We start from the raw sequence: 21562 nt of genomic DNA, 5'->3' as shown, positions 1-21562 counted from the left end.
CCGAACGTGCCGGTCGAAGAGGGGAAAGATCTTCGCGGGCGTCAGCCGGGGGAGGCCGGAACCGCTTGACGAGGCTCATGGCGCGGGCCCCTGGCCGGCGCTGCCCAGTGATCTTGGGTCCGAGGGAGTCTGCGAGGTGCCCGGCCTCGTTCGCAACGCGTTTTCATCGACCGGCGCGCGGTGAACCGGGCGTGCGTTATGCGTGACGGTGGTGGATCTTCGGGTCCCCGTCCTTCTTGCGGCTGATCTCCACCAGTTTCGGGTAGTCGGTGGCGACCCCGCGCAGCAGGGTGTGCACGGCCTGCTCCACCTCGTCGTCGCTGGTGACGGCGTGGCCGAACAGCGCGCGGTAGTGGACGAGTGAGGCGAGCAGGTCGAGCAGCAGGTCGCGGTCGACGTCATCGCGCAGGTCCCCGCGGGCGAGGGCGCCGTCGAGTACCTGGCCGACGGCGGTCCGTGGCGGGTCGAACAGTGCGGTCATGAAGGTTTCCCGGCGCTGCGGATCGTCTCCGCAGTCGGCGAGCAGCGAGGCCAGCGCCTCCGGCGGCATGCGGTGGAATGCGGCGACGTACAGCTTGATGGCGTCGGTGAGGTCGCAGATCGTGCAGTCGGTGCTGGGCGCCTTGAGCCGGCCCAGGCGGGTGGTCAGCGCGTCGAGCGCGAGATTTGGCAGGTTGCCCCAGCGTCGGTAGATCGCCGGTTTCGTCGTACCGGCGCGGCGGGAGACGGCCTCCACGGTGAGCCGGGTGTAGCCGACCTCGTCGAGGAGTTCGAGCGCCGCGTCGAGGATCGCCCGGTCGAGGGCCGCATCGCGGGGCCGTCCGCCCGGGGCCCGGCCGTCGGGTGCTGGTTTCTCTTGCGTCATCCCACCAGTCTAAAGTTGCGTTACGATCCGACTCGTAACGAAACCTTGAGAGGGGCTGGTCATGACCGTGGCGAGTGAGGAACCCACCGCTTCGGCGGCCGGGTGGAGAGCGCTGTTCGGCCGGGAGTACGGGCCCGTCGCCGTCACGCTCGCCGCCGGTGTCGCCCTGCACGCCGTGAACGTCTATCTGGCGGCGACCGTCATGCCGTCGGTCGTCGACGACATCGGCGGGGCCGGTCTGTACGCCTGGGCAACCACGATCTTCATGTTCGCGTCCGTGCTCGGGTCGGCGGCCGCGGCGGCACTCCTGGGGGCCCGCGGCCCGCGCTCGAGCTACCGATTCGCGGCACTCCTGCTCGCGGTGGGAACCACCGTCTGCGCGCTGGCCCCCACCATGCTGGTCCTGTTGGTCGGGCGGCTCGTCCAGGGCATCGGGGGCGGGTTGCTCTTCGCACTGTCCTACGCGATGGTCCGGATCACCCTGCGCGAGGCGTTGTGGCCGCGGGCCATGGCGCTCGTCTCCGCCATGTGGGGCGTCGCGACGCTCGTCGGCCCCGCCCTCGGCGGCATCTGCGCCCAATTCGGCGCCTGGCGCGGCGCGTTCTGGGGACTGCTGCCGTTCCTGCTGTTCTTCGGCTTCTGGGGAGCGATGCGCCTGCCGAAGGGAAAGGCGGAGGGGGCGACCCCGCGGATCCCCTGGGCGAGCGTGAGCCTGCTCGGTCTGGCCGTGCTGGTCATCTCCGCGGCCAGCATCTCGTCCCGGCTCGCGGTCAATGCCGCCGGGCTCCTGCTGGCGGCGCTGCTGCTCGCCGGCTGGCTGCGACGCGAGCGCAGCGCGACGCTCCGGCTCGTCCCGGCCACCGCGTTCGGTCCCGACGCACGGCTGCGGTTCGTCTATCTCACGATGGCGCTGCTGGTGCTCGCCAGTACGGTCGAGGTCTACGTCCCCTACTTCGGGCAGCGGCTCCAGGGGCTCGGGCCGCTCGCGGCCGGCTACCTGGGCGCCGTCCTGGCCGCCGGCTGGACGCTCGGCTCCATCGCGTGCAGCGGTATGTCCCACCGCAGCCGCACGGTCATCGGCGTCGGCCCGGTCGTCTCCCTGGCCGGGCTCGTCGGGCTCTTCTTCGTCGGTCCGGCCCACTCGGGCACGGTCGCGGCGATCGCGGCGGTGAGCGCCGGACTGCTCGCGCTGGGCTGGGGGATCGGCATGGCGTGGCCGCATCTGCTCACCCGGGTCCTGCAGTTGGCGCCGGATGCGGACCAGGACCTCGCGGGCTCCTCGGTCACGACGGTCCAGCTCACCGCAACCGCGTTCGGGTCGGCGCTCGCGGGCACGGTCGCCAACGTCGTCGGGTTCTCCGACCGCGTGGGCACCGGCGACCTGCAAACCACCGCCCGCTGGATGTTCGCACTGTTCGCGCTCGCTCCGCTGGCCGCCGTGATGACCGCACGGTACGCCCGCCGCTGACGCGCTCCACCGCAGAGACCTACCGGCGGGCCCGTACCTCGGGCCCGCCGGTTACTGCTGTCGCCCTAGCGCACGCAGCTGGTGAGGCGCCGTTCGCCGCCTGGACTTCGATGGCGGCCTGCCGTCTCCCGCGCGGCCCCCCATGCCGGTGTCGGGGCCGCCCGCCCGACTCGGTGCGTCACTCCTGCGACAACGAAGCCACGTATGGCGCGAGCTTGGCCGGATTCATCACCACATGATCCGTTCGATGCCGCGCGCGGACGCCTCGACGCCCGGCGGCACCATCGCGTGGCCGTCCTCGAAGACCAGGACGGCGGCAGGCGGACGGGACCGGTCGGCGACGGGGCACCGGCCGGGGCGGGCCCCCGGCGCCGCGTCGAGGGTTGCCGCGACGCGGAGCCGGGCCCGTGGGGCGGGCGGTGTCGCTCAGCCGAACTGGCCGGGCTTGTAGTCCCCGGCGGGCTGCTGGTTGATGACGTTGATGCGGTTGTAGGCGTTGATGACGGCGATCAGGGAGATCAGGGCGATGAGCTGCTCCTCGTCGAAGTGCTTGGCCGCGTTGCCCCAGGCCTCATCGGTGACGCCACCGGCTGCGTCGGCGATGCGGGTGCCCTGTTCCGTCAGCTCCAGCGCGGCGCGCTCCGCCTCGGAGAACACCTTGGCCTCGCGCCAGGCGGCGACCAGATGGAGACGCTGTGCGCTTTCCCCGGCGTGCGCCGCGTCCTTGGTGTGCATGTCGGTGCAGAACCCGCAGCCGTTGATCTGGCTGGCCCGGATCTTCACCAGTTCCTGGAGCGCGGACGGCAGCCCCGAGTCCGAAACGGCTTTGCCGGCCGAGTTGATGTGCTTGAGGATCTTGCCCGCGAGGGGGTTGCCGAAGTAGTTGACACGCGGTTCCACGGTGTTCTCCTTAGCTGTGTGGCTGCAGCTGCGTGGCTGCTTCACACTCCCTGACCGGACGGGCCGGCGAAGTGTGACAAGAGGCCGGAGTGACGTGCGTCTCACCCGGCCGGTCGACGGGAGGGGCGGCCGGGGGAGCGGTGCCCGCGCACCGTGACCGTGGGCACCGCTCGGGGAAGGGGCGTCACCCGAGATCAAAGGTGTTGGGCAGCCCCAGGCGATAGCGCACCTCGTCGACCCGCTTCAGGGGTTCCATCTCCGGCGGTCGGTACAGCTCCCAGATGCGGCACCGGTCGGCATCCGAGCGGTCCGCGTCCAGGAGGGCGTTGACGGCGCGGCGGGCGGACTCGTTGGCGCCCTCCATCGTCGCCAGGTCCACATCCGTACGGACGTAGTCGCCCGCGAGGAAGAAGTTCGGTACCGCCGTCTTCGCCGACGGGCGGTGGTAGAGGGTCTCGGTGGGGTGGATGAGGAGGGGCTCGCGGTTTTGCGGGTGGGGGCCGCCGAGGCCGGTCACCGCCGGGTCCATGAACCAGCCGAGCCGGTCCTCGTCCGTCAGCGTCGTCTTGCCGGAGTCGTTGAGCCCGTCCTTCAGTTGGGCCCACAGTTCGGCGACGATTTCGTCCTTGGTGCACTCGCGGGCGGTCTTGCCGTAGAGGATGCCGGGCTTGTCCCACTCGGAGATGATCGTGGACAGGCATTCGTGGGCCCGGCCGTCCCCGTAGTCGCGCGCGAAGTCCCGGCCGTCCCAGAACTGCGCCTGGCCGATCGCGGTGACCGCCCACGGCGAGTCGAGGCAGTTGATGTGGCCGTGCACGACAGGTGTGGGCGTGCGCAGATAGAACATCACGCCGGTCATCCAGTCCGTCTTCAGCGCGTCGCACCGGCCGAGCTGCGGGTCGGCGGCGCGCAGCGCCGGGCCCCAGGTGGCGCGCGCATGCTCGACGGGGAGGGCGCAGACGTAGTGGTCGGCGGTGACGGTGCGCGGCCGGCCGCCGTCGCGCGCCGCCACCCGTACGCCGCTCACCCGGCCGTCGTCGCACACCACCTCGCGGACCTCGGTGCCGAGCGCGAACTCGACGCCCAGGGAGCGCAGATGCCTCTCCCAGGGGTCGATCCACGCCTCGCTGGTCGGGGCGTTCAGCACCCGGTCGATGTCCGCGTCGCCGTCCATGCCGCGGCCGAGCAGGCCCCACAGGAGGAGGGCCTCGATGATGACGCGGCCGACGGTGCGGGTGGAGGCGATCTCGGCGCGGGTGGCGACGAGGTTGCGGGTCTGGCCGATGCCGAGGAGCACCTGGTACTCGCGGCTCATCTCGCCCGCCCGGATGAAGTCCCACCAGGTGACCTTCTCCCACTGGCCCTCGCGGCGGGCGTCGCAGCTGGTGAGGTGGACCAGGAGCCGGTTGGCGAAGTAGGCGGCCTCGTGGGCGGGCAGGTGGGTGGCGAGGTCCAGGACCGAGAGGATCTGGTCGCGGATCCAGGACGGGGTGAGGTCGCCCAGGGCGGGCACGGTGGTGACCCGGCGGAGCGGGAAGTGCAGGTCCGGGCGGCCCGAGCCGCGCGCGAACAGCGCCTCCGTGCCGCTGCGGAGGTTGCCGTGGACGCCGGTCGGGCTGCCGGGGAAGGGGATGCGGCGCATGGTGTCCGGCAGGTTCCGGTAGAAGCCGGGGAAGAAGCGGAAGCCGTGCTCGCCGGGGAGCGGCTTGCGGCCGCCCGCCGCGGACCCGGGGACGTCCATCGAGCGGGCCTTGCCGCCGAGGATGTCGTAGTACTCGTAGACCGTGACCGCGTAGCCGCGTTCGGCGAGTTCATGGGCGGCGCTGAGGCCGGACACCCCGCCGCCGAGGACGGCGACGCGTTTGCCGGCGGGGGCCGCGGCCGCGCTGCCGGCGGCCCCCAGCGTGTCGGCCGCCGCCCCGCCGACGACTCCTGCGACCGCTCCGCCCGTCGCCGCCAGGAAGCGTCTGCGGCTGTGTCCGTCGCGCCCCTCGGACTGCTGCACGTGTTCCGTTGTCATGGGAACCGGAGAGTAGAGAGGGGCTGCGGGAGTCGGAAGCTCTTTCCTGTGTCACTCACGGTATCTACACAAATGCATAGTGGAGTGGCGGGTGTGGCTGCGTCACACCTGATGGGGGTTCTGTGGCTGGAAGGTGCCGGTCGTTGCGTTCCCGAAGGGGCGGCCGCGGAATCGCGTCCAGGCTCGGCCGCGTATGTCTCGATCGCGCCACGTGGGGCGCCGGTGCATCGCGGGATGGCTGATACCTAGGGGGGTATTTGACGCGTGCCGGGGAGGCTGGGTTACGGTGCGGGGGAAATACCCCGGCGGGTATATGGCGGGAGTCGGGTGCGCTCGTCGCCGTCCGGTCCGCGGGGTCGGTGACGGGTGCCGGTGTGTGCCCGTGGATCGCTTCGGAGGGTTCCGTGTTCTTCGCTCAGTACTACCTGGACTGCCTGTCCCAGGCGTCGTACATGATCGCCGACGAGGCCACGGGGCACGCCGTGGTCGTGGACCCCCGGCGGGACGTCAGCGAGTACCTGGCGGACGCCGAAGCGCGGGGCTTCACCGTCGTCGGGGTGATCAACACCCACTTCCACGCCGACTTCGTGGCCGGGCATCTGGAGATGGCGGCCCGGACCGGCGCATGGATCGGCTACGGCCGCCGCGCCGAGACCGAGTACCCGGTGCGCCATCTCGCGGACGGCGAGGTGATCGGCCTGGGGGAGGTGAGCCTGGAGATCATGGAGACGCCCGGGCACACGCCCGAGTCGATCAGCGTCCTGGTCCGCGAGCGCGCCGGTGACGCCGTGCCGTACGGCGTGCTCACCGGCGACGCCCTCTTCATCGGCGACGTCGGCCGCCCGGACCTCCTCGCCTCCGTCGGGGTGACCGCCGAGGAGCTCGGCGCGATGCTGCACGACAGCGTGCAGAACAGGCTGATGGGCCTGCCGGACGAGGTGCGTGTCTTCCCCGCCCACGGAGCGGGTTCCGCCTGCGGGAAGAACCTCTCGTCCGAGAAGCAGTCGACCATCGGGCAGCAGCGGGCCACCAACTACGCCTGCGCGCCGATGAGCCGCGAGGACTTCATCGCCCTCGTCACCGCAGGTCAACCCGCCGCTCCCGGCTACTTCGCCTACGACGCCGACCTCAACCGGCGCGAGCGGGCCCTGCATGACCCGGCCGTCGCCCCGCGCCCCCTCACGGCCGAGGACTTCCGGGTGCGCCGCGACGCCGGTGCCGTGGTCGTCGACGCGCGCGGCCCGCAGGAGTTCGGCGCCGGGCACGTCCGCGGATCGGTCAACGTGCCCGCGGACGGCCGGTTCGCCGAGCAGGCCGGGACCGTGCTGTCCCCGTCCGACGAACTCCTCGTGATAGCCCCGCAGAACCGTGAGGAGGAGGTCGTCACCCGGCTGGCCCGGATCGGCTTCGACCGGGTCGGCGGCTATCTGCGCGGCCCCGACGACGCCTTCGCCGCCCTCGGCGAAGAGGTCGCGCCCGCGAGCCGCCTCACCGTCTCCCAGCTCCGCGAGGCGCTGCGCGGCGACGAGCCGCCGCTCGTCGTCGACGTCCGCGGCTGCGGTGAGCGGAGCGCCGACGGGCAGATCGACGGAGCCCTCCACATCCCGCTGGGCGAACTCCCCGGCCGTCTCGCGGAGATCGACCGCGACCGCCCGGTCGTCGTGCACTGCGCGGGCGGCCACCGGTCCTCCATCGCCGCCAGCCTGCTGCGGCAGCAGGGGTTCGCGGACGTGTCCGACGTGCTCGGCGGCTACGCCGCCTGGGCCGCCGCCTGAGCGGACGGGCCGCCCCGGGTGCCGTCACGCGCCGGTGTGCGTGAGGGAGGCGAGGGCCGCGTCGAGGCGGCGGGTGGCCTCCTGTGCCACGGGGGTCATGGCGTCGAGGCCGGTGAGGGTGACCATGGTGCCGGGGTCGAGGGCCTGGACGGCGATTTGGTCGCCGTCGGCGCGGACGACGACGTTGCAGGGCAGCAGCAGACCGACGGAACGGTCGGCCTCCAGCGCCTGATGGGCCAGGGGAGGGTTGCAGGCCCCGAGGATCAGATAGTCCTCCATGTCGTGGTCGAGCTTGGCCTTCAGCGTCGCCCGCACGTCGATCTCCGTCAGCACGCCGAAGCCCTGGGCGGCCAGCGCGTCGCGGACGGCCGTGACGGTCTCGTCGAATCCGCCGGTCACGCGCACTGTGCGGTCGTACGGCATGGTCATCGCCTCTTCGCAGGTTGCCGGGGCTTCGGAGGGCTCTCGGGGCCCGCCCGCCGACACGGCGGGCGCTGCGGTGGAACATACCCCAGGGGGTACGGGTGCTAGCCTGGTTTTTATACCCCCAGGGGTAATTTTCGCGCGAAAGGAGCATCGTGGTGTCCGCTGCGGTGTCCACTGCCGCGATCGGGGCCGCAGGCCGGGCGGCCGATGGCTGCCGAGGCCGGGCCGGCCGGTGGCGTCCGCTGCACCGGCCGCATCCGGGAACGTCCGGAGCCGCCCGGGCCTGCCGCACCTCGCACGGGGATCGAGAGAAAGGTGACGTCGACGATGTTTCTCTTCCGTAGGAGCGCACCGCGGCTGTCCGTGGACGAGGCGCGCCGGCGCACCGGCGGCGACCGTCCCGAGGGCGTCCTGCTGGATGTGCGGGAGAAGCCGGAGTGGAAGGCCGGACATGCGCCGGGCGCCGTGCACGCACCGCTGACCGGACTGGTCGCGGGCGCCGCGCTGCCCCGTGCGGCGCAGGGGCGTCCGCTCGTGGTGATCTGCCGCAGCGGGCACCGCTCGCAGCAGGCGGCGAAACTCCTCGCCGCGCGCGGGGCGGACGTGGTGGACGTCAAGGGCGGCATGAACGCGTGGGCCGCGGCCGGATACCCGGTCGTCGGCGAGCGCGGGGGCAGCGGCTCGATCGCGTGAGCGGCTGAACGGCGCCCCGCACGCCGGAGCCGCCGCCCTCGGCGCCCGCGGTGGCGCGCGCCGTGAGCGGCAGGGCGTCCGGCGGGCGCCGCGGCAGGTCTTCGCCCGCGCCTCGCCGGTCGTGGCGGCCCCGCTGTTCGCCGATGCCGTCGGCCGAACGCGGGCTGCTACGGGGCGCGGCCGCCGCGGTTCGTCAGGCGAGGGAGAGGAACAGCTTCTCCAGCCTGCCGCGCATCTCGTCGGTGTCCGCGCCGGAGCGGCTGCCGTCCTCCATCTCGGTCAGGCACTGCTGCAGGCCCGTCGCGATGATCGCGAAACCGGCCCGGTCCAGCGCTCGGGAGGCGGCCGCCAGCTGGGTGACGACGTCCTCGCAGTCGCGGCCCTCCTCGATCATCCGGATCACCCCGGAGATCTGGCCCTGCGCCCGCCGCAGCCGGTTCAGCACCGCCTTCAGCTCCGCTGCCGCCATGTCGAGCTCCATCACCACTCCTCACTCGATACCCCCAGGGGTAACGCGCGAGCCCTCGGGGGCATTCCCGGAAGAACCCGGAACACCTGCCGTGGCCCGGCCCGGCCCGCCGCCCTCGGCCCGAGACGGGCGGGCCGGTTCCGGGACGGTCAGCCCCGGTCGGCGTGGGCGCTCGCGGAGAAGCCGTCGTGCCAGGCGGCCTTCGCGCCGGAGTCACCGATGCGGACGACCTGTACGCCCGCGCCGATCCCGACGACGAGGGACAGCACCACGGCGGTGACGCGCAGCGGAAGGGCCACCGCGCCGGTGGCTCCCGCAGCGGCGGCGGTGCGGTGCGCGGTGCGGCGGTGGAGGAACCACCACACCGCCGCGGACACCAGGAAGAGCCCGAGGGCCCAGGGGAGCAGCCCGTCGCCGAGTTCGGTGTGCGCGCGGACCGGCGGGTCGCTGTCCACCCGCCGCTCCAGCAGCTCACCGGCGCTCGTCGTCAGCGGCACGCTGACCAGCGACACCAGGGCGAGGACCGGCAGGGCGATGCCGACCCGGCGCAGGGCCGCGGGGAAGACGGCGCAGCAGATCAGCGCGAGGGCGGTGAGGGGTACCAGGACCACGACGACATGCACGAACAGGACGTGTGCGGGGATGCCGTTGATCAGGTCGAGTCCCACGGGGGCTCCTTCGAGGTCGGTGTGCGGGGCGGGGCGGGAGGCGGGCAGCGGTGCCGCGGCGCCCGGGCGGTGGAGCCGGGGCCGGGAGGCGCGCTTCCCCGGTGAGCGGGCAGGGGCCGTTCTCCTCCTCACGATCCATATCGGCCGGAACCCGGAGCGCGCCATTCCCGGCCGCGGCGCGCCACCACGAGCGCCCCGCCTGAGGCTCCTCCCGGCAGACGCGCCGCGGTCAGCGGCGGCCCAGCTTCACAGGCTCCTCTCTGTGAACCTTCTGAAGCGGCGCCGCCGGGCGTGCTCAGCGCCGGTTCAGAGGAAACTCAGAGGTGCGCCGCACTCCGCCGTGTCCGGTGCCGAGGCATGCTGAAAAGACCATGAACGAGCCGCGCACCGCATCGCCCCTGCACCGCCCCGACGGAGATCCCGTACGGGTCCTCGTCGTCGACGACGAGCCCGATGTCACCGACGTCCTGGCCGGGGCGATGACCGGCGAGGGCTGGCAGGTCCGCACCGCCGCGGACGGCGCGGGCGCGCTCGCCGCCGCCCGTGACTTCCGCCCCGACGCGGTCGTCCTGGACCGGATGCTGCCCGATCTGAACGGGCTGGAGGTCCTGCGGGCCCTGCGCCGCGAGGAACCTGGTGTCTGCGTGCTCTTCCTGACCGCCCGCGACGCCGTCGAGGACCGCATCGCCGGGATCACCGCGGGTGGCGACGACTACGTCACCAAGCCCTACAGCCTGGAAGAGGTCCTCGCCCGGCTCCGCGGGCTCCTCCGCCGCGCCGGGATGACCGCAGATCCGGGCACCAACCGGCTCACCGTCGGCGACCTCACCATGGACGAGGAGGCCCGGGAGGTCAGGCGCGGCGAGACCGCCATCGACCTGTCCCGCACCGAGTTCGAGCTGCTGCGCTTCCTGATGCGCAATCCGCGCCGGGTGCTGTCCAAGGCCCAGATCCTCGACCGCGTCTGGGCCTACGACTTCGGTGGCCGCGCCCATATCGTCGAGCTGTACATCAGCTATCTGCGCAAGAAGATCGACGCCGGACGCGCCCCGATGATCCACACGGTGCGCGGCGTCGGATACGTCCTCAAGCCGGAAGCGCCGTGAGGCGGCTGCTGCCCCGCACCCTGCGCGGCCAGCTCACCGCCGGGCTGGTCACGCTGCTCGCCCTCGCCTGCCTCGGCGTCGGCATCGTCACCACCCTCGCCCTGCGCGACTTCCTCATGGGACGTCTGGACGAGCAGCTCATCGCGTCCGGCGGCCGGTTCGCCATCAGCCTGGAGCACGAGGCCAGGCCCGATGCCGACAACCGCCCCGACACCCGGGGCCAGGCCGACGCCACCTTCGGCGCCCGCCTCCTGAACGGCACCGTCACCCGCGCCGCCGTCGTCCGCGACGCCACCGACCGGCCCCTCACCCTCACCGCGGCGGACCGCCGCGCCCTCGCGGACGTCCCCGCCGACGGGAGCGGACACAGCATCCGCCTCTCCGCCCTGGGCTCCTACCGCATCACCGCCGTCCGCGGCGACGACCGGGACGTCCTGCTCACCGGCCTGCCGCTGCACCCGGTGGAGGAGACCGTCGAACGCCTCGCAGCGGTCGAGGCCACCCTCTTCGGCATCGCCATCGTCGCCACCGGCATCGCCGGAGCGCAGTGGGTGCGGATCTCCCTGCGCCCGCTGCGGAACGTCACCACCCGCGCGGCGGAGGTGGCCGGACTGCCGCTCGCCAGCGGTGAGATCGCCATGCCCGGACCGCTGCCCGACGCCGACCCCCGCACCGAGGTCGGCCAGGTCAGCACGGCCCTCAACCACATGCTCGGCCATGTCGGGGACGCCCTCACCCGGCGGCAGGCGAGCGAGGAGCGGCTGCGGCACTTCGCCGCCGACGCCAGCCACGAACTGCGCACCCCCGTCGCCAACATCCGCGGCCACGCCGAACTCGCCCTGCGCCACGGCGGCCCCGTCCCCGCCGACGTCCGGCACGCGCTGGAACGCATCGACGGGGAGTCGCAGCGGATGACCCGCCTCGTCGACGACCTGCTGCTCCTCGCCCGTCTGGACGCCGGGCGCCCCCTCGAACACGAGCCGGTAGACCTGACCCTGCTGATCCTGAACGCGACGGACGACGCCCGCGCCGCGGGGCCCGGCCACCACTGGTTCCTCGACCTCCCCGAGGAACCCGTCACCGTGACCGGCGACGCCCACCGCCTCCAGCAGGCCATCGGCAACCTCCTCGCCAACGCCCGCACCCACACCCCGCCCGGCACCGAGGTGACCGTCGCCCTCACCACCGGCCCGGACGGCGTCTGCGTGGCGGTGAGCGACACCGGCCCCGGCATTCCGGAGGCGGACCGGCCCGAGGTCTTCGGCCGGTTCGTCCGCGCCGACCACGCCCGATCCCGCACCACCGGCAGCACGGGGCTGGGCCTGGCCATCGTCCACGCCGTCGCCACCGCCCACGGCGGTACCGCCACCGTCACCAGCGGCCCCGGACACACCACCTTCCGCCTCACGCTCCCCGGCTGACCCCGTACGGGTCGCCTGCACGCCGCAGACGGTGTGTCGTCGCGGAGGTGGCGGGAAGGAACCCGCACGATTCCCCCGGACCCGTTCAGGAGCGGCATGGACATCGGCGTCTTCCTCCCCATCGGCAACAACGGCTGGCTCATCTCCAAAAGCGCCCCGCAGTACATGCCGACCTTCGAACTCAACAAGGCGGTGGTCCAGCGGGCCGAGAGATACGGCCTCGACTTCGCCCTGTCGATGATCAAACTCAAGGGCTTCGGCGGGGAGACGGAGTTCTGGGACCACTGCCTCGAATCGTTCACGCTGATGGCCGGGCTGGCCGCCGTGACGGAGCGGATCAAGCTGTACGCCTCCACGCCGATCCTCGCCCTGCCGCCGGCGATGGCCGCCCGGATGGCGGTCACCGTGGACGCCATCGCGCCCGGGCGGTTCGGGGTCAACATCGTCACCGGCTGGGCGCCCGGCGAGTACGCCCAGATGGGCCTGTGGCCCGGGGACGAGCATTTCGGCAACCGCTACGACCGGGCCGCCGAGTACGTCACCGTGCTCAAGGAGCTGTGGCGCGAAGGTGTCAGCGACTTCACGGGCGCGTTCTACACGATGGACGGCTGCGTGCTGTCACCGCGGCCGGCCGACGGCCACATCGATATCGTCGCCGCAGGTCAGAGCAGTAGCGGCAGACGTTTCGCCGCCGAGCACGCCGACTACAACTTCGTCCTGGGCGCCGGCGTCAACACCCCGCTCGCGTTCGCGGACACCACCGCGGCGCTGCGGGACGAGGCGCGGCGGACCGGCCGCGACGTCGGTGCGCTGCCGCTGTTCATGGTCATCGCGGACGAGAGCGACGAGGCCGCCCGGGCGACGTGGCGGGACTACCACGACCACGCCGACCGGGCGGCGCTGGCGTACATGTCGGGGGAGACGTCCGCGGATGCGACGGACGACGCCTCGGCCACCGCCCGGACCATCGCCCTGGCCGAGGGCGCCGTCAACTTCAACATGGGCACGCTCGTCGGATCGTTCGAGACCGTCGCGAGGATGCTGGACGAGATCGCCGAGGTGCCCGGCACCAAGGGGATCATGCTGGTCTTCGACGACTTCCTCGCCGGGATGGAGAATTTCGGGACGCGCATCCAACCGCTGATGCGGTGCCGGTCGGGGCGCGCCACGGGGGCGCCCTGACGCACGGGGCGTGGCCCGGCCGCCGGGCGGCCCCGGCGCGTCGGGCCGGTGCGCTACCCCGGCCGCCCCGGCGTCAACAGCTCGCGAAGCCACGGCACCTGACGCCGGTCCGGCACCTCCAGCGCCAGCCACGACCCGTCGGCGAACGCGAGGTCCACCCGGCCCCGGTGACGCTGCGGGTGCGGCTCCCGGCGCAGGCCGTAGCCGCCGTGCGGCACCGCACCGAGCAGCTGCGCCGCCTCCCGCTCCGGGAACGCCGGCTCGTTCAGCAGCAACAGCCGCCGGTCCGTGACGGCCAGCGCCAGACGCGTGTTGTCGTACCCGGCGACCTCCGCCGTACCGGTGCGGGCATCGACGACGAAACGCCCCGCGGCGCTCTCCCACCCGCCGGCCCACACCCGGCCCCGGAAGATCCGCCGGACGCCGCGCCCGGTGCGGCGGGCACCGGCCTCCAGCAGACCGGCGGGCAGCGAGACCAGCCACATCACGAACGACACCGGCAGGAAGATCCGCTGCCACCCGGTGAACCGGGCCTTCTCCTCGGCCGCAGGCTTGGGCCTGCGCAGGCCCTTGGGAACGGTGTCCGGAGCGAGCGGATCGAGCCGGACGGGCAGCGCGCCGCGCAGCGTCTCCCCGGGGCCGAGGAACGGCGCGGAGTGCGTCACGAGCCAGCCGTCCCGCTCCGGGACCAGGGGGGTGGGGTGCATGTCCCTCTCTTCGGTCTGCAACGTTGTCGTTCCGGCACGGGGACCGGCCTGCCCGGCGGCCCGGGCGATCAGCCGAAGGTGTCCTCGATGCTGCGCTTGGGCACGTGGTACGGCTCGGGCTCCTTCGGGCCCTCGTCGTCCAGCGCCTCCCCGCCGAAGTGCTTGATGGCATCCTCGGCCGGCGTCTTGAAGTCGCCGGTCAGGCCGGTGACCTCGTTGATCAGGGGCTTCGAGCCGTGCTTGGCGATCTGCCCGCTCACCACGTGGTGGGCCCACCAGTCCTTGCTGCGGAAGGCCCCCTTGCCCATCGGGCCGCCCAACTTACGCAGCGTACCGGCGGCCTTGCGCGCCTCGTTGAAGGACTTGGCGCCGCTCTTGAACTCCTTGACCGCCTTCATCAACTCGCGCAGCGTCTTGGCGAGCTCCGCCGAGACCTTCTCCACCCGGGCGAGGAAGACCGCGACCTCGGCCTCGGCCACCAGCCCGTCGACCACCGTGGCCAGACCGAGCGTCAGGATGTCGGTGACCACCATCGCGGCCAGTGTCATCGCCGCCCACTCGATCGCCTCACGGATGATCGCGACGATGGAGTCCTCGGCGAACTTGCTCTCCTTGGCGGCCTGGCTGAGGATCTGGGCGGTCTTGCCCATGTCCTTGCCGGTGTCGTCCAGCGCATCGATGATCTTGCCCATGCTGTGGCCGAAGCCGTCGGAGGCGTCGCCCTCCCACTGCTCGGGCAGCCCCCGCGCCCCCGACCGCAGCTCCGCCGACACCCGGTGCAGCGCCTCGCCCTGCGCCTTCCACTCCTGGGCGGCCGCGGTCAGCTGCGTCGGCATGCCGGTGACCTCTTCGAGCTTGTCCATCAGCCCGATCTTGTCCAGGAACCACCGGATCGCGTCGTCGATCCCGGAGTCGAGGCCGTGCTCCTCGCTGTTGTGGATCTGCTCGATGTCGGGGAGCTTCTCGATCTCCTTGTTGACCCACGCATAGGCATCGGTGACGGTCATCCGGCCGCACCCCCGCCGTGACCGCCGAAGGCCTGCCGCTGGGCGTACTCGGCCTGGACGTAGCCGCCCGCCGTCGCCCGCAGCCCCTCGGCCATGTCCTGCAGCAGCTCCGCGAGGTCGTGGATGTTCTGCCGCGCCGCGGTGGCGTGCTCGTTGTAGGAGGAATGCAGCTCATCGGATTCCGGCAGCTTGCCGAAGGCGCCCGACGGGATCTCCACGTGCTCCAACGCCCGCCCGATGCGGGGCACTTCTTCCTTCTGCCGTTCGGTGTGGGACGCGTAGCGGAACAGCGTGTCGGGATCGGTGCGGAATCCCTCGCCCATGGTGTGAGCCCCCCAACTCGGGTCGTACGTGGTCCGTTGTCACCCTAGGGAGGCCAAGGAAGGGACTTTTCAAGACAGGGTCAAGCGACCTTCACGCCACCGCCAAGGTTTGCTGAAGGCTTCCGGATGTGGTCGTTCACGCCCTGGCGAGGGCGCTCGCGGCGGGTGACGTGATGTAGCCGAGGTCACGAAGGGACAGCGGGTGCGTATCGGTACCCTGGCAGTGTCGGATGGCCCTGGTCAGGGTCGTATCGGAACCCCGGGCGCGGTGGTGTGCCGCGCCGGGATCAAAGTCGGTGGTGCCCCGGCAGGGATGCGGGGCGGGGCCGGCGGTGAGGGCGGTGTGGCGTGGAGAAGGTGGTGCTCGCGGCCGCCGGTCTGTACGTCATCGTCCTGCTGCGGGCCGGCGGGACCTTCGCCGTCGGATGGCTGGCCGCCGCCGGGGCGCGGCGCAGCCGGTTCGCGGAGCGGCTGTCCTCGGCCAAGTTCCTGCGGGCGGAGCGGGCGATCCAGCGGTGGGGCGCGCCGGTGGTGGCCGTCTCGTTCCTGACCATCGGATTCCAGACCGCCGCCAACTTTCTCGCCGGGACCATGCGGATGCCCCTGCCGCGCTATCTGCCCGCGCTGTTCGTGGGCGGGGCGTGCTGGGCGCTGCTCTATGCGACGGTCGGGGTCGGGGCGCTCGAAGTGGTGACCCGGCTGTTCGCCGAGCGGACGGCGCTCGGGGTCGCGGTGGTCGCCGCACTGCTCGTCGCGGTGGCCGGTGCCGTGGTGTACCGGCGCCGGCGTGCCCCGTCGGCCGCGCGGGATGCCGCGGCGGCCGACGAAGGCTGAGGGCCGGCGCCCGAGCGCCCGCCCCGCGGCCGATCACGGCACCAGGATCAGCCGGATCGGGTCGCCCTCCTTGTTCTCCAGGCGGCGCACCGCCTCCGCGGCGTCGGCCAGCGGAAGGTGGCCGGTGATCGACGGGCCCAGGTCGAGGCGGCCCGTGGCGGCCAGCCGGATGAGCTGCTCGACGTGTTCCGGTGAGGAGCCGTAGTGGCCGCGGATCTGGTTGCGGTTCCAGCTGAAGCGGGTGCCGTCGGTGACGGTGAGCGGGTGCGGGGTGAGGCCGGCCAGGACCATGACGCCGCCGCGGCGCAAGGCGGTCACCGCCTGTTCGCGGACGGCCGGGACCCCGGCGAAGTCGAACGCCGCATCCAGCCCGCGGCCACCGGTCGCGCGCCCGATCGCCGCGGCGAAGCCGGGGTCGGCCGGGTCCAGGGCGAGGTCCGCGCCGAAGGTGAGGGCGCGGTCGCGGGCGCCGGGCAGCGGGTCGACGGCGATGACCGGTGCCGCGCCGGCCAGCCGGGCGAGGCGGATGCCGTGGGCGCCCAGACCGCCCGCGCCCCAGACGCCCACGGCCTGCGCCGGCCGGACCTCGCCGGTCTCCACGACGGCCGCGTACGGGGTGGAGACGGCGTCCGGGATGATCGCCGCCTGGTCGAAGGGGAGGTGGTCGGGGATCGGGGCGAGGGTGTCCTCGCGGGCGAGGGCGTAGCCGGCCCAGCCGCCGTCGTAGTCGACGCCGCGGGTGTGCGGGCTTTGGCACGGGGTGCGGCGCATGGCGCAGTTCGGGCACCGGCCGCAGCTCTGGCCCGCCTGGAGCACCACCCGCATCCCCGGAGCCCAGTCGCCGAGGAGGCCGGGGCCCAGGGCGTGGATCACTCCGGCGACCTCGTGGCCGAGGGTGACCGCCTCGACGGGGGCGAACGGCTTCAGGCTGCCGTCGATGAGGTGGACGTCGGACAGGCACACCCCGGCGGCCTTCACCTCGATCAATACCTCGCCCGGGCCGGGTTCGGGCACGGGCACCTCCTCGACGCGGAAGGTGGTGTCGGCGAGGTGCAGCCGTCCGGCGAGCATGGTGTTCATGGGGGGACCTCCGGGTTCCGGTGGTGGGCGGAGCGGCTCAGGCGGCCGCGTAGACGTCCTCGACGTACCGGCCGTCGGCGATCAGTGTGCCGAGCCAGGCGGCGGCGTCGGCGTCGTCCGCGCCGGGGGTGTGGGCGCGATGGAGGGCGCGGAAGGCGTCGCGGACGCCCGGGGCCATCCGGGCGCCGTCGCCGCAGACGTAGACCCGGGCCCCGGCTTCGAGCAGCTGCCAGATCTCGTCGGACTCGGCGGCGATGCGGTGCTGGACGAAGCGGTGGCCGCTCTCGGGCGCGGCGCTGAAGACCGGGCGCATGCGGACCGCTCCGGCCAGTTCGGCGGCGCGCAGCTCCCGGGAGTGCAGGTAGTCGGCGTCGGGGGCGTCGCAGCCGAAGTAGCAGAGCGCGGGGGCGAGCGCGGCGCCGTCCGCGGCGAGGGCGAGGCGGTCGGCGACGGCCCCGCGGAACGGGGCCAGACCGGTCCCGGCCGCGACCATGATCAGCGGGGTGTCCGCGGAGTGCCGGATCCGGAAGTCCTCCCGGCACGGCTGGATCCGCGCGTACACGGTGTCGCCGGGGCGCACGGAGTGCAGATGGCCCGAGCCGGTGCCGCGGTAGGTGCCCCGGCCCGAGCGGGCGGGCGCCTGGAGCAGCGAGACCATCAGGTCGACGTGGTGCGGGTCGCCGGTCGGCGAGGACGAGACGGAGTAGTGGCGCGGCCGGATCGGCGTCAGCAGCTCCAGCAGCACCGGCCAGGTCAGCTCCGCCGCCAGCGCCGGGCTGTCCTCGATGACGTCCAGCAGTCCGCGGTGGTCGGCGGCGCGCGCCTCCTCGTCCTCGGCCAGCGCCGCCAGGGCCTTCCGCTCGGGCGGGCAGGGGTTGAGCCCGGCGAGGAGCGTCAGCTGTCCGGCGGTCGGGCGGTCCTGCAACTCCACGTAATGGGTGAGGAGTTGGCGGGAGGTGACCGGCCGGTCGGGCGCGAGGCCGTCGCGGCGCGGGCGGTGGGCGGTGATCTGCAAGGCGGCGTCCGGGTTTACCCGCAGGATCCGGACGGCCCGCTCGACCAGCTCCGGGTCGTTGGCCGGGAGCACCGTCAGATGGTCCGCGGTGCGGTAGGTCTGCCCGTCGGGCAGCGCCAGGCGGACGTACCGCTTGGCGCGCGGGTGGTCGGGGTGGGTGAGGCTGCCGGTCTCGGTGACCGTCATCGCGGCCATGCCGTGCCGGGCGGCGAGCGCGTCCAGCGGTCCGCCGGTGATCTCGGTGACGGTGTAGGCGGGGCCCTGCGGCACGTCGGCGGGGGCGGTGCCGGCGCTTTCGGGGTCGCCGTACCCGGTGAGCAGGGCGGTGCGCAGGGCGCCGGTGAACGCGGTGACCGCGCCGTTCAGATCGCCCGAGGCGTCCGCCTCCGCGCGCGCCAGCAGCCGGGTGCCGCCGAGGGCGGCCAGCCGGTCGTCGATGAGGGTGGGGACGCGCTGGTAGGTGGCGGACCAGTTGCGGTCGCCGACGCCGAGGACGGCGAAGGTGACCCCCTCGGCGGCGCCCGGCCCGGCGTTCTCCAGCCAGTGGACGAACTCGGCCGCGTCGTCCGTGGGGCGGCCGTTGTACGAGGCGGCGGCGATGACGACGGGCCGGTCGGTGGGCAGGGCGCCGGTGAAGGCGTCGAGCGGGGCGACCGTGGTGGTGCAGCCGGTTTCCTCGGCAGCGTCGGACAGCCGGGCGGCGAGGTCGCGGCAGGTCCCGTAGTTGGAGCCGTGCAGCAGCAGGATCCCGGTGCCCTGCCGCACCCGGGTGGGCCGGGCGCCGTCGTCGGCCGGTGCCGTCGCCTCGTGCGCGGCGGCGGGCGGTGCGGCGCGGTGCGCGGCCCGGTCGGCCGGGGTGCGCGGGGCGAGGCCGAGGGTGAAGCCGTCCGGCTTGATGGTGAGGGCCTGCTTGAGGTCCATCGTGTAGCCGGCGTGGTCGATGAGCCGGTAGCGGTGGACGAGCATGGCGAGCATCATCGTCGCCTCGTGCAGGGCGAACTGCCGCCCGATGCAGGCGCGTTCACCGGTGCCGAACGGCTTGAAGGCGTGCGGGGAGCGGGCCGCCTCCGCCTCCGGGGTGAAGCGCGAGGGGTCAAACAGCTCGGGGTTGTCGCCCCAGGCCGGGTCCCGGTGGAGCATCGGCGTCAGCACCGTCGCCCACTGCCCGGCCCGCATCGGTACGCCGCCCAGCTCGGTGTCGACGAGCGCCCGGCGGGAGAAGCCGGGGGCGGGCGGGAACATCCGCAGCGTCTCGTTGAGCGCCCGGCGGGTGTGGTGCAGCCGCCCGATGTCCTCGAACGCAGGCTCCGGGTCGGACGCGTCGCCCCACAGCTCGTCCACCTCACGCTGCACCAGCTGGAGCGCGGACGGGTGCTTGAGCAGGTTGTACAGCGCGAAGGACAGGGTGCCCGAGGTGGTTTCGTGCCCGGCGATGAGGAAGGTGATGACCTGGTCGCGGATGTTGGCCAGGTCGAGGGTGGTGCCGTCCGAGGGGTGGGTGGCGCCGAGCATCAGCCCCAGCAGGTCGTCGCCGTCGGGCGCCGGCGCGCCGGGTGCGGTGCGTGCCGCGATGACCTCGTCCACCACGGATGCCAGATAGGCGGCGTCGGCGCGGAACGCCGCGTCGGTGGCGGTGTGGTCCAGCTCCGGATCGCGGCTGAGCTTCGTCATCGCCCAGTGCAGGCAGCGCACCAGCGCCCCGACGAAGGGATGCGGCTCGTCCCGGTCGAAGGAACCGAAGTCGAAGCCGAATCCGGCCAGTCCGATGGTGTCCAGGGTCATCCGGGTCATGTCGTCGGGCACATCGACGGGGGTCCCGTCCGCGCAGCGGCGGTCCCAGGCGCCGATCAGCCGGCGGGCGACCCGCAGCATCACCGGGTGGTAGGTGCGCATCGAGCCGAGCGCGAAGGCGGGCATCAGGATGTCGTGCGCCTTGGCCCAGTTGGGCTCGTCGTGGTACGCGGTGAAGAGCCCGTCGTGGGTGAACTCCCGGACGTTCTCCAGCGCCGGTCCGATCGCCTTGCCGAAGCGCCGCTCGTCGGACAGCTCGGTGACCAGGTCCAGGCTGCTCACGAACAGGGTGTCCCGGCCGTGCTGCCGCTGGACGAAGACCGGACCGTGCTGCCGGGCCAGGGCCATGGTCCGCAGCAGGGGGGTGCGGGCCGGGGTGTGCGAGACGTCGACGACGGGGACGCCGCCGAGGTCGTCGGGGTGCGAGGGGAGCACAGTCGCGGACATTGAGGCGAACCGCCTTCCGTGAGCAGGGAGACCGGAACGGCCCGCGGGCCGGTTCCAGCGGTCCTCTCCAGCCTGGCCGTTGCGCGCGCCGCGGACGGCCATCGCGGTGCACGTTCGTGTAGTGCCGTGAGGGGCAAGGGGGTTGCGGAATCGCCTGGGGTGTGGGAGAGGGACGACGGGGGAGTTGCGGGGGACCGGGACGGCGGAACGGGGTATAAGGATCCCGTCGGTGACGAGGTGCGAGAAAGGTCACCATTGGGCGGCTCATGGCGGCTCGGGGGTATTTCGCCGCGGCGGCAATGAAAGGATAGAAGGGGAAGAGGAGGGAATACGCACTATTTGTGCGTTCCCGTGTTCCGCTCCGTCCCCCTTGCCGTGCCGCACAACCGATGGGCCCCCTCCTGCCATGCCTCTCGCCTTCCTCAGCCGTCTGCGCGACCGAATGCCGCACACCCCTCCCTCGCCGCTTCCCGGCGGGGCGGGTGCGTTGGACCTGCGGGTGGACGACCCCGTCGGACTGCCGATGCCGGGGGTTTCGGTCTCGGTCCGCAATCTCGGCGGCCAGGAGGTCACGCAGGGACGGACCGATCCCAACGGACGGCTGACGGTCACGCTGCGGCCCGGTGCGTACCGGCTCGTGGTGACCTCCGACGGGTACCGGCCCGAGCGGTGCGAGGTCGAGGTGGCGGCGGGCGGCCGGACCGCGCCGCGCCCGATCGCCCTGGAGCCCGCCCCGGCGCCGCCGCTGCCCGCCGCCGGGCAGTGGAAGATCGACCCCGACCACAGCGCCATCCGCTTCACCGCCCGGCACATCGGGCTCGCCCAGATCCACGGCCGGTTCAACCGCTTCGAGGGCGGGCTGTGGGTCGGCGAGCGGATGGAGGACTCGCGGGTCGAGGTGGCCATCGAGGCGGCGAGCATCGACACCGGCGTACGGATGCGGGACGAGCATCTGCGGTCGGCGGAGTTCCTGGACGTGGTGCGGTTCCCGTATCTGCACTTCGCCGGCGAGCGGTTCGTGCACAAGGGCGGCGCCCGCTGGGCGGTGCAGGGCGTGCTGCAGCTGCACGGCGTCAGCCGCACCGTGCAGCTCGACACCCGCTACCTCGGGATCGGCACCGGCATCGCGGGCGAGACCCGCACCGCCTGCCAGTCCGTCACCGAACTGCACCGCGACGACTTCACCCTCGACTGGCACACGATGCTGGCCAAGGGCATCGCCGCGATCGGCGCGACGATCCGCGTGGAGCTGGACATCCAGGCGATCCGTCCCGAGTGACGGCCGGCTGACGCACGACACCGCTCAGGGCGGCGGCGCACGGTTCTCCCCGTGCGCCGCCGCCCTTTTCGCGTCCCCGCACCTCG

19 protein-coding genes are annotated in these 21562 nt (G+C 72.9%); 8 read left to right on the top strand and 11 right to left on the bottom strand.

The features are described 5' to 3' along the window. Positions 1 to 196: 196 nt before the first annotated feature. Positions 197 to 865, bottom strand: a complete 669-nt coding sequence (locus ABT345_RS08820; protein WP_345087590.1) for a TetR/AcrR family transcriptional regulator — start codon at positions 863 to 865, stop codon at positions 197 to 199. Between the two features lie 61 nt (positions 866 to 926). On the opposite strand from ABT345_RS08820, the gene ABT345_RS08815 reads away from it, so the two are divergent. Beyond that, positions 927 to 2333, top strand: a complete 1407-nt coding sequence (locus tag ABT345_RS08815; RefSeq protein ID WP_345087588.1) for an MFS transporter — start codon at positions 927 to 929, stop codon at positions 2331 to 2333. Positions 2334 to 2759: 426 nt separating this feature from the next. Here the strand turns inward: ABT345_RS08815 and ABT345_RS08810 are convergent, their stop codons facing one another. Further along, positions 2760 to 3233, bottom strand: a complete 474-nt coding sequence (locus tag ABT345_RS08810; protein ID WP_345087586.1) for a carboxymuconolactone decarboxylase family protein — start codon at positions 3231 to 3233, stop codon at positions 2760 to 2762. A gap of 184 nt (positions 3234 to 3417) precedes the next feature. Continuing rightward, positions 3418 to 5253: a hydroxysqualene dehydroxylase gene (locus ABT345_RS08805; RefSeq protein WP_345087584.1), complete on the bottom strand. Its 1836-nt coding sequence runs from the start codon at positions 5251 to 5253 to the stop codon at positions 3418 to 3420. Positions 5254 to 5657: 404 nt separating this feature from the next. Here ABT345_RS08805 and ABT345_RS08800 point away from each other — a divergent pair, with 404 nt between their 5' ends. Continuing rightward, positions 5658 to 7028, top strand: a complete 1371-nt coding sequence (locus ABT345_RS08800; protein ID WP_345087582.1) for an MBL fold metallo-hydrolase — start codon at positions 5658 to 5660, stop codon at positions 7026 to 7028. A 24-nt stretch (positions 7029 to 7052) separates the two neighbouring features. Here the strand turns inward: ABT345_RS08800 and ABT345_RS08795 are convergent, their stop codons facing one another. After that, entirely contained in the window at positions 7053 to 7451 is a 399-nt protein-coding gene (locus ABT345_RS08795; RefSeq protein WP_345087580.1) for a DUF302 domain-containing protein, read from the bottom strand. A gap of 330 nt (positions 7452 to 7781) precedes the next feature. Here ABT345_RS08795 and ABT345_RS08790 point away from each other — a divergent pair, with 330 nt between their 5' ends. Beyond that, positions 7782 to 8147: a rhodanese-like domain-containing protein gene (locus tag ABT345_RS08790; protein ID WP_345087577.1), complete on the top strand. Its 366-nt coding sequence runs from the start codon at positions 7782 to 7784 to the stop codon at positions 8145 to 8147. Between the two features lie 193 nt (positions 8148 to 8340). On the opposite strand, the gene ABT345_RS08785 is transcribed toward ABT345_RS08790, so the two are convergent. Both ABT345_RS08785 and ABT345_RS08780 read right to left on the bottom strand, forming a co-directional pair. Beyond that, entirely contained in the window at positions 8341 to 8628 is a 288-nt protein-coding gene (locus tag ABT345_RS08785; protein ID WP_345087575.1) for a metal-sensitive transcriptional regulator, read from the bottom strand. 137 nt (positions 8629 to 8765) lie between these two features. Next, complete coding sequence (locus tag ABT345_RS08780; RefSeq protein ID WP_345087573.1) at positions 8766 to 9284, bottom strand: DUF2231 domain-containing protein; 519 nt, start codon at positions 9282 to 9284, stop codon at positions 8766 to 8768. Between the two features lie 371 nt (positions 9285 to 9655). Between ABT345_RS08780 and ABT345_RS08775 the strand changes: the two genes are divergently transcribed. From ABT345_RS08775 to rutA, 3 genes are all read left to right on the top strand, one after another. After that, entirely contained in the window at positions 9656 to 10390 is a 735-nt protein-coding gene (locus tag ABT345_RS08775; protein ID WP_345087571.1) for a response regulator transcription factor, read from the top strand. Further along, a complete protein-coding gene (locus ABT345_RS08770) occupies positions 10387 to 11811 on the top strand; it encodes a sensor histidine kinase (RefSeq protein ID WP_345087569.1) in 1425 nt (474 codons plus the stop codon). Before ABT345_RS08775 ends, ABT345_RS08770 begins: the two co-directional genes overlap by 4 nt. 96 nt (positions 11812 to 11907) lie before the next feature. Next, entirely contained in the window at positions 11908 to 12993 is a 1086-nt protein-coding gene (gene rutA / locus ABT345_RS08765; protein WP_345087566.1) for a pyrimidine utilization protein A, read from the top strand. A 53-nt stretch (positions 12994 to 13046) separates the two neighbouring features. On the opposite strand, the gene ABT345_RS08760 is transcribed toward rutA, so the two are convergent. The 3 genes from ABT345_RS08760 to ABT345_RS08750 form a co-directional block, all read right to left on the bottom strand. Further along, positions 13047 to 13700 (bottom strand): hypothetical protein, encoded by a 654-nt coding sequence (locus ABT345_RS08760; RefSeq protein WP_345087564.1) that lies wholly within the window; start codon positions 13698 to 13700, stop codon positions 13047 to 13049. 68 nt (positions 13701 to 13768) lie between these two features. Further along, positions 13769 to 14707, bottom strand: a complete 939-nt coding sequence (locus ABT345_RS08755) for a WXG100 family type VII secretion target (protein ID WP_345087562.1) — start codon at positions 14705 to 14707, stop codon at positions 13769 to 13771. Then, complete coding sequence (locus tag ABT345_RS08750; protein ID WP_345087561.1) at positions 14704 to 15030, bottom strand: DUF2563 family protein; 327 nt, start codon at positions 15028 to 15030, stop codon at positions 14704 to 14706. Before ABT345_RS08750 ends, ABT345_RS08755 begins: the two co-directional genes overlap by 4 nt. Before the next feature lie 348 nt (positions 15031 to 15378). Here ABT345_RS08750 and ABT345_RS08745 point away from each other — a divergent pair, with 348 nt between their 5' ends. Next, complete coding sequence (locus ABT345_RS08745) at positions 15379 to 15864, top strand: DedA family protein (protein WP_345087558.1); 486 nt, start codon at positions 15379 to 15381, stop codon at positions 15862 to 15864. 33 nt (positions 15865 to 15897) lie between these two features. On the opposite strand, the gene ABT345_RS08740 is transcribed toward ABT345_RS08745, so the two are convergent. Beyond that, the gene (locus ABT345_RS08740; RefSeq protein WP_345087556.1) at positions 15898 to 16944 is read right to left on the bottom strand and encodes a zinc-binding dehydrogenase; all 1047 of its coding nucleotides are present in this window, start codon (positions 16942 to 16944) and stop codon (positions 15898 to 15900) included. 37 nt (positions 16945 to 16981) lie between these two features. Continuing rightward, the gene (locus ABT345_RS08735; protein ID WP_345087554.1) at positions 16982 to 20197 is read right to left on the bottom strand and encodes a cytochrome P450; all 3216 of its coding nucleotides are present in this window, start codon (positions 20195 to 20197) and stop codon (positions 16982 to 16984) included. 406 nt (positions 20198 to 20603) lie between these two features. On the opposite strand from ABT345_RS08735, the gene ABT345_RS08730 reads away from it, so the two are divergent. Then, complete coding sequence (locus ABT345_RS08730) at positions 20604 to 21476, top strand: YceI family protein (protein WP_345087552.1); 873 nt, start codon at positions 20604 to 20606, stop codon at positions 21474 to 21476. Positions 21477 to 21562: the final 86 nt, after the last annotated feature.

Origin of the sequence: Streptomyces sp. NPDC000404 (genome assembly GCF_040300365.1) — a bacterium.
Classification (GTDB): Bacteria; Actinomycetota; Actinomycetes; order Streptomycetales; family Streptomycetaceae; genus Streptomyces; species Streptomyces ramulosus.
This window is presented reverse-complemented; position numbering and strand designations above follow the sequence as displayed.

What these genes read in the sequence shown, in the direction of transcription:
- ABT345_RS08820 (WP_345087590.1), bottom strand. Translation starts at nt 865, where the DNA reads ATGACGCAAGAGAAACCAGCACCCGACGGCCGGGCCCCGGGCGGACGG.
- ABT345_RS08815 (WP_345087588.1), top strand. Translation starts at nt 927, where the DNA reads ATGACCGTGGCGAGTGAGGAACCCACCGCTTCGGCGGCCGGGTGGAGA.
- ABT345_RS08805 (WP_345087584.1), bottom strand. Translation starts at nt 5,253, where the DNA reads ATGACAACGGAACACGTGCAGCAGTCCGAGGGGCGCGACGGACACAGC.
- ABT345_RS08795 (WP_345087580.1), bottom strand. Translation starts at nt 7,451, where the DNA reads ATGCCGTACGACCGCACAGTGCGCGTGACCGGCGGATTCGACGAGACC.
- ABT345_RS08790 (WP_345087577.1), top strand. Translation starts at nt 7,782, where the DNA reads ATGTTTCTCTTCCGTAGGAGCGCACCGCGGCTGTCCGTGGACGAGGCG.
- ABT345_RS08785 (WP_345087575.1), bottom strand. Translation starts at nt 8,628, where the DNA reads ATGGAGCTCGACATGGCGGCAGCGGAGCTGAAGGCGGTGCTGAACCGG.
- ABT345_RS08775 (WP_345087571.1), top strand. Translation starts at nt 9,656, where the DNA reads ATGAACGAGCCGCGCACCGCATCGCCCCTGCACCGCCCCGACGGAGAT.
- rutA (WP_345087566.1), top strand. Translation starts at nt 11,908, where the DNA reads ATGGACATCGGCGTCTTCCTCCCCATCGGCAACAACGGCTGGCTCATC.
- ABT345_RS08760 (WP_345087564.1), bottom strand. Translation starts at nt 13,700, where the DNA reads ATGCACCCCACCCCCCTGGTCCCGGAGCGGGACGGCTGGCTCGTGACG.
- ABT345_RS08755 (WP_345087562.1), bottom strand. Translation starts at nt 14,707, where the DNA reads ATGACCGTCACCGATGCCTATGCGTGGGTCAACAAGGAGATCGAGAAG.
- ABT345_RS08750 (WP_345087561.1), bottom strand. Translation starts at nt 15,030, where the DNA reads ATGGGCGAGGGATTCCGCACCGATCCCGACACGCTGTTCCGCTACGCG.
- ABT345_RS08740 (WP_345087556.1), bottom strand. Translation starts at nt 16,944, where the DNA reads ATGAACACCATGCTCGCCGGACGGCTGCACCTCGCCGACACCACCTTC.
- ABT345_RS08735 (WP_345087554.1), bottom strand. Translation starts at nt 20,197, where the DNA reads ATGTCCGCGACTGTGCTCCCCTCGCACCCCGACGACCTCGGCGGCGTC.
- ABT345_RS08730 (WP_345087552.1), top strand. Translation starts at nt 20,604, where the DNA reads ATGCCTCTCGCCTTCCTCAGCCGTCTGCGCGACCGAATGCCGCACACC.